Raw genomic sequence first — 13,631 nt, 5'->3', positions numbered from 1 at the left:
CACAAGGAAGCCTTGTCATGTCAGCACTGCTTAGCGACGCAGGCCCAGACGCTGGATCAGAGACTGATAGCGCTCGAAATCCTTGCGCTTGAGGTAGTCCAGCAGCTTGCGGCGCTGGTTGACCATGCGGATCAGGCCACGACGGGAGTGGTGGTCCTGCTTGTTGGTCTTGAAGTGATCCTGCAGGCCGTTGATGTTGGCGCTCAGCAGGGCCACCTGAACCTCGGGGGAACCGGTATCGTTGTCACCACGGCCGTATTCGTTGACGATGTCGGCCTTCTGTTCGGCGGTAAGTGCCATCTGTCTCTCCAGTAAGCAATATGCCTGAATGATGAATGTCGGAGACCACGCATATTTGCAGTCTCCAGCTGCCACAACCCCTTGAGGAGGTCAGTCTTGCCCCGAGCCCGCGACGAACGAACTCAGCAGGCGCCGAGGCACAATGTCCCCGACTGGCTCCACCAGACCAAGCCCGATAAAGGACTCGCCCTGATAAAGTCGATACAGTGATCCTTCGCTGGCCGTCATCTGGGCCAACGCGTGCTGCTCCACCTCGCCACGGGCGGTTCGCCCAAAGCGCATGGCCGCGGCACCAGCCTCACTGAGGCGGTGTGCCGGCAGATGCTGAAGCAGGCTGTCGATCGGCGCTAGATGCGCTTCACGTGCGGCGGCGTCATCGGCCTCGAGCATCTCGAAATCGAGCATGCCCTCGGCATCGAAAGGGCCTGTCTTGAGCCTTCTGAGCTGCGAAATATGTCCTTCGCATCCCAGCGCCTTGGCCATGTCCTCGGCCAGGGTACGCACATAAGTGCCTTTGCTGACCCGGACCTCCAACTCGAAGGCGGGTGCATTCCCGGCAAGGCTCGTCGAGAGTAGCCGGGCATCATACACCCTTATCCGTCGCGTTGCACGATCTACGCTTTTGCCCTCTCGGGCTAGTTCATACAACTTGCGCCCCTGATGTTTCAGCGCAGAGTACATTGGTGGCAGCTGATCCTGCTCACCAATGAAGCTGTCGACCATGGATGCAACATCCGCCTCGCACAGCGAGGGCACCACACCCTCGGCAATGACGTTGCCCTCGGCATCACCGGTGTCCGTGCTGCGACCCAGTTCCACCCGGGTCCGGTACACCTTGTCAGCTTCAAGCAAATGGCTGGAAAACTTGGTGGCTTCGCCGAACAGTACCGGCAAGAGCCCCGTCGCCATGGGGTCCAGCGTGCCGGTGTGACCGGCCTTCTGCGCCTGGTACAGGCGCCTCGCCCGCTGCAATGCGAAATTGCTGGACATGCCCTTGGGCTTGTCCAGCAACAGTACGCCGTCGATCGGTAATCCTCGGCGACGACGAGCCATTAGTCCTTGGCCCCGTCTTCACCCTCGGAAGTGTCATCCTGATCATCGGCGTGGCGCGAACGATCGCTCGCTACCGCCTCCTCAATCAGGGACGACAGGTGCTGACCGCGAACCACGCTTTCATCGTAATGAAAGCGCAATTCCGGCACATGGCGCAGCTTGATACGACGCGCCACCTGGCTACGCAGGAAACCACCAGCGCGCTTGAGCACCTGAAGGTTTTCCTTGATCCGCTCGGGGTCTTGCTCCCCCAGCAGGGTGATATGCACGTCGGCATAGCCAAGATCACGGCTGACCTCGACGCCGCTGACGGTGACCATCCCCAGGCGCGGGTCCTTGACCTCGCGCTGGATCAGGACCGCCAGCTCCTTCTGGAGCTGGTCGGCCACTCGGTCGGTACGCTTGAATTCGCGCATGGATAACGACTCCCCGAACGCTTACAGCGTGCGCTCGACCTTGACCTGGTCAAAGACCTCGATCTTGTCGTTGACCTGGACATCGTTGTAGTTCTTCACGCCGATGCCACACTCCATGCCGTTGCGCACTTCCTGGACGTCGTCCTTGAAGCGGCGCAGCGACTCGAGCTCACCTTCGTAGATGACCACGTTGTCGCGCAGCACGCGGATCTTCTTGTTACGGAAGACCGTGCCTTCGACCACCATGCAGCCAGCCACCGCACCGATCTTCGGTGCACGGAAGACGTCACGGACCTCGGCCACACCGACGATCTCTTCCTTCCACTCAGGCTCGAGCATGCCGCTCATGGCCTGCTTGACCTCGTCGATCAGGTGGTAGATGACGCTGTAGTAGCGCAGCTCCAGACCTTCACGCTCGATGATCTCGCGGGCAGCCGCGTCGGCACGCACGTTGAAGCCGACCACGATCGCCTCACTGGCCAGGGCCAGGTTGGCATCGGTACCGGTGATACCGCCGACACCGGAGGACACCACGGAGACCTGCACCTCGTCGGTGGACAGCTCCTCGAGGGCGCCTTTGATGGCTTCCAACGAGCCCTGCACATCGGCCTTGAGCACGATGTTGACCTTGGCCGCCTCTTCCTGGCCCATCTGCGAGAACATGTTCTCGAGCTTGGCCTTCTGCTGACGTGCCAGACGGATCTCGCGGTACTTGCCCTGACGGAAGTTGGCCACTTCACGGGCCTTCTTCTCGTCGGCGACAACCATGAAGTCATCACCGGCTTCCGGCGTGCCGTCGAGGCCCTGGATCTCCACCGGCATGGCGGGACCCACCGCATCGACCTGCTTGCCAAGCTCGTTGGTCAGCGCACGTACGCGACCATAGTGCAGGCCTGCCAGGACGATATCGCCCTTCTTCAGCGTACCATTCTGGACCAGTACGGTAGCCACCGGACCACGTCCCTTGTCGAGCCGCGACTCGACCACCACGCCCTTGCCAGGCGCGCTCGGGACTGCCTTGAGCTCGAGCACTTCGGACACCAGGTGGACCGCTTCCAGCAGCGCCTCGATGCCTTCGCCGGTCTTGGCGGAGACGTGGACGAACTGGGTGTCACCACCCCATTCTTCCGAGATGACGCCGTGCTGGGACAGCTCGTTCTTGACCCGGTCGGGATCGGCTTCCGGCTTGTCGATCTTGTTGACCGCCACCACCATCGGCACTTCCGCTGCCTTGGAGTGCTCGACCGCTTCGATCGTCTGAGGCATCACGCCGTCGTCGGCAGCCACGACCAGGATGACAACGTCAGTGGCCTTGGCACCACGGGCACGCATGGCGGTGAACGCCGCGTGTCCAGGCGTATCCAGGAAGGTCACACCATCACTGTCGTCTTCGACGTGATAGGCACCGATGTGCTGGGTAATGCCCCCTGCCTCACCGGTAGCCACCTTGGCACGACGAATGTAGTCGAGCAGCGAGGTCTTGCCGTGGTCGACGTGACCCATGACCGTGACCACCGGAGAGCGAGTGATTTCCTCACCCTCGTAGGAGATGGCTTCGAGCACTTCGGTCTCGAGGGCATCATCCTTGACCAGCTTGGGCGTGTGACCCATTTCTTCCACCACGATCGCCGCGGTGTCCTGGTCGATGGTCTGGTTGATCGTCACCGCCGCGCCCATGGTGAACATGGCCTTGATGACTTCGTTGGCCTTGATCGACATCTTGTCGGCGAGGTCCGCCACCGAGATGGACTCGGGAATGGACACTTCACGGACGATCGGCTGGGTCGGCTTCTGGAAGCCATGCTTGCCGTTGCCCTGGCTGCCACCACGGCGGCTGCCACGACGCTCGGCACGCTTGACTTTCTTGCCGCCACCACGGCGACGCTCTTCGCGATCGCTACGGTCGTCGTCGTCACGCTCGTTGCGACCCTTCTTGCCGCCCTTGCCCGCAGCCTTCTTGACGGCAGCGCGGCGCACATCACCACGGCCTTCCTTCGGCGGCGCCGGGGGCTCGTCTCCGGCAGGAGCGGAGGTATCGAGCTCGGGCACGGGGATATCGGGCACTGCGGCGGCCTGTTCAGCTTCACGCTGGGCCTTGGCCGCCTGCTCGGCTTCCTGAACCGCCTTCTCTTCGGCGCGCTGCTTGGCCGCTTCGGCTTCTTCAGCCTCACGACGCGCACGAGAATCGGCCATATCACCGACCAGCTGACGCGGACCGTGGTCCTCGGCCGGGGCCGGGGTTTCTTCCGGGGTCTCTTCGCGCTTGACGTAGGTGCGCTTCTTGCGAACCTGCACCTCGATGGTCTTGCCGCGCTCGCTGGTCTTGATCTTGCTGCGCGTCTTGCGGGTCAGGGTGATGCGATTGCGCGCACCAGCACCGACGCCTGCACCACCACCGTGGCTCTTGGTCAGGAAGTCCAGCAGCTTGCGCTTGTCTTCCTCGGACACGGCATCGCCTTCCGACTTGTGCTCGAGTCCGGCTTCTTTCATCTGCTCCAGCAGACGGGGCACTTCACGCCCCACCTTTGCTGCAAAATCCTTAACGGTCATCTCTGACATTACGACCCTCCTCAGCCCGTGACCCTGTTACTGTTCGCTCTCGAACCAAGGCGCACGGGCGGTCATGATCAATGCCGCGGCGCGCTCTTCGTCCACCTCTTCGATGTCCACCAGATCGTCGACGGACTGTTCGGCCAGATCTTCCATGGTCTTGATACCACGGCTAGCCAGAATGAAGGCCAGGTGGCGCTCCATACCGTCCATCTCAAGCAGATCATCCGCCGGCTGGGCTCCGTCCAGTTCCTCCTCGGAGGCAATGGCCAGGTTCAAGAGCTCGTCCTTGGCGCGAGCTCGAAGCTCCTCGATGAGGTCTTCGTCGAACTCTTCGATTTCCAGCATTTCCTCGACCGGCACGTAGGCCACCTCTTCCAGAGAGGTGAACCCTTCCTCGACCAGCAGCCGGGCGACATCATCGTCGATGTCCAGATGCTGAACGAAGTGCTCGACCAGGCTGTCGATTTCCTGATCGCGCTTGGCCTCGGCGTCGGCTTCGGTCATGACGTTGATACGCCACCCGGTCAGCTCCGACGCGAGACGCACGTTCTGACCACTACGGCCGATGGCCTGGGCCAGGTTGTCTTCCGCTACGGCGACGTCCATGGCATGGGCATCTTCATCCACCAGGATGGAGGCCACGTCCGCCGGTGCCATGGCGTTGATCACCAGCTGTGCAGGATTGTCATCCCACAGCACGATGTCGACGCGCTCGTTCTGAAGCTCGGAGGACACCGCCTGTACCCGCGAACCGCGCATACCGACACAAGCACCTACCGGATCAATCCGACGGTCATTGGTCTTGACCGCAATCTTGGCGCGAGAGCCAGGATCACGTGCCGCACCCTTGATCTCGATAAGCTGCTCGGCGATTTCCGGGACTTCGATCTTGAACAGCTCGATGATCATCTGCGGGTTGGTACGCGACAGAATCAGCTGCGCACCGCGCGCCTCGGCGTCGACCTTGACCAGCAGGGCACGCACACGCTCGTTCATGCGATAGCGCTCGCCGGGAATCATCTCACTGCGCGGCAGGAACGCTTCAGCGTTGTCGCCCAGGTCAATGATCAACCCGTCACGTGTCGTCTTCTTGACGATACCTGCCACCAGCTCGCCTTCGCGTTCGGCATAGATACGTACGACTTCGGCACGCTCAGCTTCGCGGACCTTCTGCACGATCACCTGCTTGGCGGTCTGTGCGGCGATACGACCGAAGGCGGCATTCTCGATGCGTTCTTCAACCACGTCACCCAGGCCCAGCGGCGGATCGCGCTTTTCGGCGAAGGTCAGCTTGATTTCGGCATCCGGGCCGTCGAAGTCGTCGTCCTCGACCACCACCCAGCGACGGAAGGTCTCGTACTCACCCGTCACGCGATCGATGTGCACGCGCACGCTGGCTTCCTCATCCTCGAAGCGCTTGCGCGAGGCACTTGCCAGCGCAGCTTCTACGGCCTCGAAGATGACCTCGCGGGGGACACCCTTTTCATTGGAGATCGCATCAACGACCGCCAGAATTTCTTTACTCATGCCTTAAAGCCTCGCCAAAAAACCGATCCTTGTTCTCTCTTGTCGTGCGTCAACTGTTGCGCATCAGCCGTGGCGCACCCGAGTACGTCAGTTATCGAACTGCGGTACCACCCGCGCCTGATCGATACCATCGATCGGGAAGCAATATTCCTCGCCGTCGATCTGAACCAGTACCTCATCGCCCTCGACGCCTGCCAGCAGTCCCTGAAACTTGCGCCGCCCTTCGAACGGGGAGCGCAACTTCAGCGCCACGTGATGGCCGGCGTAACGAGAGAACTGGTCGAGCGTGAACAGCGGACGATCCATGCCCGGCGAAGACACCTCGAGCCGGTATTCACCAGCGATCGGGTCTTCGACGTCCATGATGGCGCTGACCTGGCGACTAATATCGGCACAGTTGTCGACGCTGACACCATCGGCATGATCGATATAAATCACCAGACGGGAATGTTTTCCCTGGGACAGGTAATCGATACCCCAGAGTTCGAACCCCATGGCAGATACCACCGGTTCGATCAACGCATTGAGCGCAGCATCTTTGGTCGCCACGAATGAAAGCTCCTACAGCCGTTGCATCAGCACCTGGCCGGGAGTGAACAGGAAAGTCAGGTGGCTGATTGGCGTTCGCGCTGCCGGGCACACCCGGCAAGCTGCTAACAAAAAGCCCCTTCACAGGAAGGGGCTTTTCCAAGAAACCTGTCACCATCTGGCAGATGTTACGCATGCCCCTTGAGGATACCTGCATGCCTGCCAAGAAGATGGTAGCGGGGACCGGATTTGAACCGATGACCTTCGGGTTATGAGCCCGACGAGCTACCAGACTGCTCCACCCCGCATCAATCTAGGCCGGTGAGTATACTTCGCCATGACCAGGGCGTCAAGGCATCTCACCGAACCGCCAACCCTGAAAAGATCACTGGGCGTACCAGGAGAGCTTGTTTTCCCAACGGCGATGCCGTTTGGAAAATGGTGCCGAAGGCGGGACTTGAACCCGCACGACCATACGGTCACTACCCCCTCAAGATAGCGTGTCTACCAATTCCACCACTTCGGCTAGGGGAGTCCGGAGATCAGCTGTCGCTGTCCTCCAGCACTGGCGCAGCATTATCCACATCAGCTGACTCACCGTCAAGCGTGGGCGCGGAATTTTCGGTGTTTTCCTCACCTTGCGCTGGTGCGCTGTTCTGCGTGGAGCTGTCGTCCAGTGTCGGCGTACCGTTTTGCTGCTCGATGACCTCGGCGTCAGGAATACCTGCCACTGGCGCAGCATTGCCTGCCTCGGAGGCGAAATAGGCCAGCGTCAGCGAGGTGGCAAAGAAGCATGCCGCCAGCGCGCCGGTGGCCTTGGACAGAAAACCGCCGCTACCACGGGAACCAAAGACGGTCTGAGAGGCACCGCCACCGAACGAAGCGCCGGCATCGGCACCCTTGCCCTGCTGCAGCAGGATAAGGACGACCAGGGCGATAGCGATCGCCACGTGGATCATGAGAATGGCAACTTGCATGGATTCAACCTGCTGACTGACAAATGGCTAGAAAATCGTCGACCTTCAGCGATGCTCCGCCGATCAGGCCGCCGTCGATGTCCGGTTGGGCCAGCAATTCCGCCGCATTATCGGGCTTCATGCTGCCGCCGTAGAGAACCTGCATGGACGCCGCCAGGGCGCCACCGTACTGCTCGAGTCGCGCTCGGATTGCCGCATGCACGTGCTGCGCCTGCTCGGGTGTCGCGGTACGCCCTGTGCCAATCGCCCACACCGGCTCGTAAGCCAGCACGAGACGGGCTCGCGCATCACTGTCGAGCACGTCCAATACCGCGCACAACTGTCCCAGCACCACCTCTTCGGTGCGACCCGCATCGCGCTCTTCGAGGGTCTCGCCGAGGCAAAGCACCGGCGTCAGGCCCTGATGGAGCGCCGCCTGGACCCGGGCCAGCACTGCGGCGTCATCTTCTCCGAACAGCGTGCGCCGCTCAGAATGGCCCACCAGCACCATCTGTGCACCAACGTCACGCAGCATGGCGCCACTGACTTCACCGGTATAGGCGCCATCTGGCTTGTCGCTCAGCGTCTGACCAGCGACACGCACGGAGGATGGAAGTGCCTCTCGCGCCGCTCCGACATAGGGAAAAGGTACAGCCAGCGCTACGGTAACCGCCTCGGGCAGGTCGGCACGGGACAGCGCTTCGGCGAAGCTGTCGATCAGGCTACGCGAGCCGTTCATCTTCCAGTTGCCGGCAATCAGCGGTGCACGCATGGATCATCCTCTTTCAAGGTGGGCCGAAATGGTATAGGAGAGGCCCTGTCAAGACAACAATCATGACGGACACGCCGACCCAGTACCTGGGGCCAAGCAGCGGCCCCGATAGTGTCAGAACTGGCGTCAGCGTGCCGCCGCAAGGGACAGGGTCAGCTCACCAGCCCACGCACATCATCGGCAAGGCGACGTGCCAGCCCCTCAACGTCCAGATGGGGGCGACCCTCGACCATGACGCGAATCAACGGCTCAGTGCCGGATGGACGCAGCAGCACTCGCCCTTCAGCCCCCAACTCCGCCTCTACGGCCTTGGTCGCAGCGTCCAGGCTAGGCTCTGCCATCACGGCCTTGGCATCAACACCCGCGGGCAATCGCACGTTGACCAGTGACTGGGGGGCTTTCTCGAAACCGTACAGCAACCGCGACAGCGGCTTCTCCTCGCGCACCATGTAGGACAGCACCTGCAGCGCCGAGACAATACCATCCCCCGTCGTCTGCACATGACGGCACACGATATGACCCGACGACTCGCCGCCAAGCAACCAGTTGTTGGCCGCCAGTCGCTCCATCACGTAACGGTCGCCGACCTTGGCCCGCTCGAATGGCACACCCATGCCTTCCAGCGCTGCCGCCAGCCCAAAGTTGCTCATCAGGGTGCCGACCACTCCCCCACCCAGTTCGCCTCGCTCGTGGCGGTCCTTGGCGATCAGGTAGAGCATGTCGTCGCCATCGATTTCATGACCATCGGCATCGACCATCAACACGCGGTCGCCATCCCCATCGAAGGCCACCCCCAGATCCGCCCCCTGCTGAATCACTGCGGCGCGCAACGCCGCGGGATGGGTCGAGCCGACCTCACGGTTGATATTCAGGCCATCTGGCTCGGCGCCTACCAGGGTCACCTTGGCACCCAACTCTTTGAATACCGCAGGAGCGATGTGGTACGTGGCCCCATGGGCGCAGTCGAGGACGATCCGCAGCCCATGCAGGTTGACGCGGTCCGGAATGGTCGACTTGCAGAACTCGATGTAGCGCCCGGCAGCATCATCGACGCGACTTGCCTTGCCCAGCTCATCCGGCGGCACGGTGGTCAGCGTCTCTTCCAGGGCTTTTTCGATCCGCTCTTCGATCTCGTCACCCAGCTTCGCGCCTTCGGCCGAGAAGAACTTGATGCCATTGTCCTGATAGGCGTTGTGGGACGCCGAAATCACGATGCCGGCATCCGCCCTGAAGGTACGCGTCAGGTAGGCAATACCGGGCGTCGGCATTGGCCCCAGCAACATGACGTCAACGCCGGCTGCCGACAACCCTGCCTCGAGGGCCGACTCGAACATGTAGCCGGAGATCCGCGTATCCTTGCCAATCAACACGCGCGCCCGCTGCCGGCGCGGCTCGAGCACGCGCCCAGTCGCCCATCCAAGCTTGAGCATGAAGTCAGGGGTGATGGGCGCCTGCCCGACGGTGCCGCGAATTCCGTCCGTGCCAAAGTAGCGTCTAGCCATGGTGTTCTCCTTCCTCGAGAACGGCCCAAGTCATGTTCACCGCGTCCACATGGGGCCCCACATCGTGAACGCGCAATATGCGAGCACCGCGCTCGACCGCCAGCGCCGACAAGGCCAGGCCTCCCGGCAGACGCTCTTCGACAGCGCGATCGAGCACCTTGCCGATCATGCTCTTGCGAGACATGCCGACCAGCAGCGGAAGCCCCAGGGCTTCTAGACGCTCCATGCGGTGCAATAGGCGAAGATTATGCTCTACCGTCTTGGCGAAACCAAAGCCCGGGTCCAGCAAGATACGTTCCCGACGCAGCCCAGCAGCCTCACATTCTGTGACACGGGATTCCAGGAAGCGCGCGACTTCTTCCTCGACCGGTTCCGCGTAGCTCGGTGCGTCTTGCATATCGCCCGGCTCACCCAGCATATGCATCAGCACTACTGGCAACCCCGTTCCGGTCGCCGCTGCCAGCGCACCTTCGCGCCGCAGGTTGCGCACGTCGTTGATCATGCCTGCGCCAGCCAGTGCGCTTTCACGCATTACCTCAGGCGTCGAGGTATCCACCGACACCAGGGCGTCCAGCTCGCGCACCAGCGCCTCAACCACGGGAACAACGCGATCCATTTCCTGCTGGGCGCTCACCGGAGCGGCCCCCGGCCGGGTCGACTCGCCACCCACGTCAATGATGGCGGCACCTTCCGCCAGCATCTGTTCAGCGTGACGCAGGGCATCATCGATCACCATGTGGCGCCCGCCGTCAGAGAAAGAATCAGGCGTCACGTTAAGAATGCCCATGACGCGGGGAAAGGTGAGATCGAGCCGATGTCGGCCGCAGGGCAGCACGGCGGGATAACGAGATTCCATCGGTGAAAAAGTCCTGGCTGGAGACATGGTAAGACACGAGATGAGGGCCACTATCGCAGCATCGCGCGACAGCTGCCCCTGCAACGCCAGAGGCGCCCCGTGGGGCGCCTCTGTCAGGGGCAGAGCATCAGCTGCCGGCGGGGCCGCCGAGGGGGTCGGAGGGACGACGACCGGGACTGTCATCGTCTTCCTCGTCACCTTCTTCGCTGTCAGCACTGGGCTGATCATTGTCGGCAGTGGCAGCGGGATCGCCGGTCACCGGAGACCCACCACCGGAGCCAGGCTCATCCCAGTCCTTGGGTGGACGCGGATCACGACCTTCCATGATGTCCTTGAGCTGGTCGGCATCGATGGTCTCGTACTGCATCAGCGCGTCAGCCATGGCATCCAGCTTGTCACGATTGTCCTCAAGGATCTGTTGTGCCTGCGCGTAGCAGCCATCGATGATCTTGCGGACTTCACGATCAAGGCGCGTGGTGGTGTCGCCGGACTTGAGCTTGCCGCCGCCCTGACCCGGGCCGCCGAGGAACTGATGCGACTCGTCCTCGTCGTACATGATCGGACCCATCTCTTCCGAAAGACCCCACTTGGCCACCATGTTGTGGGCAAGCTCAGTGGCGCGCTTGATGTCGTTGGATGCCCCTGTCGTGACGCCATTCGGACCCAGCGTCATTTCCTCGGCGATACGGCCGCCGAACAAGGAGCAGATCTGACTGATGATCTGCTGCCGCGACAGGCTGTAGCGATCCTGTTCCGGCAGGAACATCGTCACACCCAGCGCACGCCCACGAGGAATAATGGTGACCTTGTACACCGGATCATGCTCGGGCATGACCAGACCGATGATGGCATGGCCGGCCTCGTGGTAGGCGGTATTCAACTTTTCCTTTTCGGTCATGACCATGGAGCGGCGCTCGGCGCCCATCATGATCTTGTCCTTGGCCAGCTCCAGCTCCTCCATACCCACCAGACGCTTGTTGCGGCGGGCCGAGAACAGGGCTGCCTCGTTGACCAGGTTGGCCAGGTCGGCACCGGAGAACCCGGGGGTACCACGAGCGATGAAGGTCGGCTTGACGTCATCAGCCAGCGGCACCTTGCGCAGGTGGACGTTGAGGATGTGCTCACGACCGCGAATATCGGGCAGCGGCACCACCACCTGACGGTCGAAGCGACCTGGGCGCAGCAGAGCCGGATCCAACACGTCGGGACGGTTGGTGGCAGCGATCACGATGATGCCTTCGTTGGCCTCGAAGCCGTCCATCTCGACCAGCAACTGGTTCAAGGTCTGCTCACGCTCATCGTTGCCGCCACCCATGCCGGCACCGCGCGAGCGACCTACGGCGTCGATCTCATCGATGAAGATGATGCAGGGCGCCTGCTTCTTGGCCTGTTCGAACATGTCGCGAACACGGGAAGCACCGACACCCACGAACATCTCGACAAAGTCAGAGCCGGAGATCGAGAAGAACGGGACCTTGGCCTCACCAGCGATGGACTTCGCCAGCAGGGTCTTACCCGTACCAGGCGGGCCCACCATCAGCACACCACGGGGAATCGTCCCGCCCAGACGCTGGAACTTGGTGGGGTCGCGCAGGAAGTCGACCAGCTCCTCGACCTCTTCCTTGGCCTCATCGCAGCCAGCAACATCCGCAAAGGTCGTCTTGATCTGATCCTGGGACAGCAGCTTCGCCTTGGACTTGCCGAAGCTCATCGGGCCGCCTTTACCGGCGCCGCCACCCTGCATCTGACGCATGAAGAACATGAAGATGGCCAGGATCAGCAGGATCGGGAAGCTGGCAATCAGCAGCCGCGTCCATAAGCTCTGCTGTTCGGGCTTCTTGCCCACCACAGTCACGTTATTGGACAGCAGATCATCCATCAGCTTCGGATCTTCCGCCGAAGGGCGAATCGTCTGGAAGCTGGAGCCATCGTTGCGCTCACCGCTGATCGTGTAACCATCGATGGTCACACTGCGTACTTGTTCATTTTGCACCTGCTGGACGAACTGTGAGTAGTTCATCTGGTTCGGTGCATTCTCGACGCTGAAGTTGTTGAACACCGTCAGCAGCACCGCCGCGATGACCAACCACAGAATCAGGTTCTTCGCCATGTCGTTCAAGGGACCACCCTCAATTGCAAGAATCTGTCGGCCTATGGTGCCTAAGGGTTCGACACTACATGAGCCAGCCTTGTTCAGCCAGCCTGTTGCGACCGACCCAAGGTGTCACTGCGCTGATTTCAGCGAGCGCCACCAGCAGTATACCTCTGCCCCGCCATGAATTTGGCCTCATAGCGAGCACATCTGACATTATCGCAGCATTAGTCGAAAGCTATCGCAGACGCCTTTCGTCGCCCCACATCTCGCCGCCACTCGCTGAGACCGACGCCTTTGTCCGGAGCCTGCTACTGGAGCGAGGGCGTGGCAGCCGGCTGCCGCTACCCCTTGAACCCCTGGGCCAGCAAGTACACCTCCCGGGAGCGCGCCCGCGAGGCACCTGGCTTGCGCGTAACAACCTTGCGGAAGGCACCACGCAGCTCCTTCAGGTACTCGTCAAAGCCTTCGCCCTGGAACACTTTCGCCAGAAAGGTGCCCTCGGGACGCAGCGTCTGCCTTGCCAAGTCCAGCGCCAGCTCCACCAGGTACATGGCCTGCGGCTGATCGATCGCCGCCATACCACTCATATTGGGGGCCATATCCGACATCACAAGGTCTACCGGGCGATCTTGCAGGCGCGCCAGCAACTCATCGAGCACACTGTCTTCGGTAAAATCTCCCTGAACGAAATCGACGCCCGCCAGGGCATCCATCTCCAGGATGTCCGAGGCGATGACAACGCCACTGTCCCCCACTCGCTCGGCCGCTATTTGACTCCAGCCGCCTGGAGCAGCGCCCAGGTCAATCACCGTCATACCGGGCTTGAGCAGCTTGTCCTTGTCATCCAGCTCAACCAGCTTGTAGCTCGCCCGGGAGCGATAGCCATCCTGCCAACTTTGCTGGACATACTGATCGTCGAAGTGCTCCTTCAGCCAGCTCGCACTCGTCTTGCTGGACGAGGGCTTCTTGCTGGAGGATTTCTTGCTGGAAGGGGGACGAGAGGCTGCCACTACACCACCTGAGAGAAGTTGCCGGGGACGATGTCCTGAAGCGGCTGACCGAGACCAATGGAT

12 protein-coding genes and 2 tRNA genes are annotated in these 13,631 nt (G+C 61.6%); all 14 read right to left on the bottom strand.

Going from position 1 to position 13,631, the window contains the following annotated elements:
• Positions 1 to 30: 30 nt before the first annotated feature.
• The gene (gene rpsO, locus JF545_RS12425) at positions 31 to 300 is read right to left on the bottom strand and encodes a 30S ribosomal protein S15 (protein ID WP_206942494.1); all 270 of its coding nucleotides are present in this window, start codon (positions 298 to 300) and stop codon (positions 31 to 33) included.
• Positions 301 to 390: 90 nt separating this feature from the next.
• The gene (truB, locus tag JF545_RS12420; protein ID WP_206942493.1) at positions 391 to 1,353 is read right to left on the bottom strand and encodes a tRNA pseudouridine(55) synthase TruB; all 963 of its coding nucleotides are present in this window, start codon (positions 1,351 to 1,353) and stop codon (positions 391 to 393) included.
• Positions 1,353 to 1,769 carry a 30S ribosome-binding factor RbfA gene (rbfA, locus tag JF545_RS12415; RefSeq protein WP_206942492.1) on the bottom strand — a complete coding sequence of 139 codons (417 nt, stop codon included), beginning with the start codon at positions 1,767 to 1,769 and terminating at the stop codon, positions 1,353 to 1,355. Before rbfA ends, truB begins: the two co-directional genes overlap by 1 nt.
• A gap of 21 nt (positions 1,770 to 1,790) precedes the next feature.
• Positions 1,791 to 4,328, bottom strand: coding sequence for a translation initiation factor IF-2 (infB, locus tag JF545_RS12410; RefSeq protein ID WP_206942491.1), 2,538 nt, complete (start codon positions 4,326 to 4,328; stop codon positions 1,791 to 1,793).
• Positions 4,329 to 4,355: 27 nt separating this feature from the next.
• Positions 4,356 to 5,849 (bottom strand): transcription termination factor NusA, encoded by a 1,494-nt coding sequence (gene nusA / locus JF545_RS12405; protein ID WP_206942490.1) that lies wholly within the window; start codon positions 5,847 to 5,849, stop codon positions 4,356 to 4,358.
• 87 nt (positions 5,850 to 5,936) lie between these two features.
• Complete coding sequence (rimP, locus tag JF545_RS12400; RefSeq protein ID WP_206942489.1) at positions 5,937 to 6,398, bottom strand: ribosome maturation factor RimP; 462 nt, start codon at positions 6,396 to 6,398, stop codon at positions 5,937 to 5,939.
• Positions 6,399 to 6,608: 210 nt separating this feature from the next.
• Positions 6,609 to 6,685: transfer RNA gene (locus tag JF545_RS12395), tRNA-Met, on the bottom strand.
• A 131-nt stretch (positions 6,686 to 6,816) separates the two neighbouring features.
• A tRNA-Leu gene (locus tag JF545_RS12390) sits at positions 6,817 to 6,903 on the bottom strand.
• Between the two features lie 16 nt (positions 6,904 to 6,919).
• Positions 6,920 to 7,354: a preprotein translocase subunit SecG gene (gene secG / locus JF545_RS12385; RefSeq protein WP_206942488.1), complete on the bottom strand. Its 435-nt coding sequence runs from the start codon at positions 7,352 to 7,354 to the stop codon at positions 6,920 to 6,922.
• A gap of 4 nt (positions 7,355 to 7,358) precedes the next feature.
• On the bottom strand, positions 7,359 to 8,105 hold the full coding sequence (gene tpiA / locus JF545_RS12380; RefSeq protein WP_206942486.1) for a triose-phosphate isomerase: 747 nt from the start codon (positions 8,103 to 8,105) through the stop codon (positions 7,359 to 7,361).
• Positions 8,106 to 8,257: 152 nt separating this feature from the next.
• The gene (glmM, locus tag JF545_RS12375; RefSeq protein WP_206942485.1) at positions 8,258 to 9,607 is read right to left on the bottom strand and encodes a phosphoglucosamine mutase; all 1,350 of its coding nucleotides are present in this window, start codon (positions 9,605 to 9,607) and stop codon (positions 8,258 to 8,260) included.
• Positions 9,600 to 10,394, bottom strand: coding sequence for a dihydropteroate synthase (gene folP / locus JF545_RS12370; RefSeq protein WP_206942612.1), 795 nt, complete (start codon positions 10,392 to 10,394; stop codon positions 9,600 to 9,602). Before folP ends, glmM begins: the two co-directional genes overlap by 8 nt.
• 196 nt (positions 10,395 to 10,590) lie before the next feature.
• Entirely contained in the window at positions 10,591 to 12,582 is a 1,992-nt protein-coding gene (gene ftsH / locus JF545_RS12365) for an ATP-dependent zinc metalloprotease FtsH (protein WP_206942484.1), read from the bottom strand.
• Between the two features lie 317 nt (positions 12,583 to 12,899).
• Positions 12,900 to 13,568 (bottom strand): 23S rRNA (uridine(2552)-2'-O)-methyltransferase RlmE, encoded by a 669-nt coding sequence (gene rlmE / locus JF545_RS12360; RefSeq protein ID WP_206942483.1) that lies wholly within the window; start codon positions 13,566 to 13,568, stop codon positions 12,900 to 12,902.
• Positions 13,569 to 13,631 lie beyond the last annotated feature (63 nt).

Source organism: Halomonas litopenaei (genome assembly GCF_017303055.1).
GTDB lineage: Bacteria > Pseudomonadota > Gammaproteobacteria > Pseudomonadales > Halomonadaceae > Halomonas > Halomonas litopenaei_A.
Note: the sequence above shows the minus strand (reverse complement) of the source record. Positions and strands in the feature narration are given on the sequence as shown.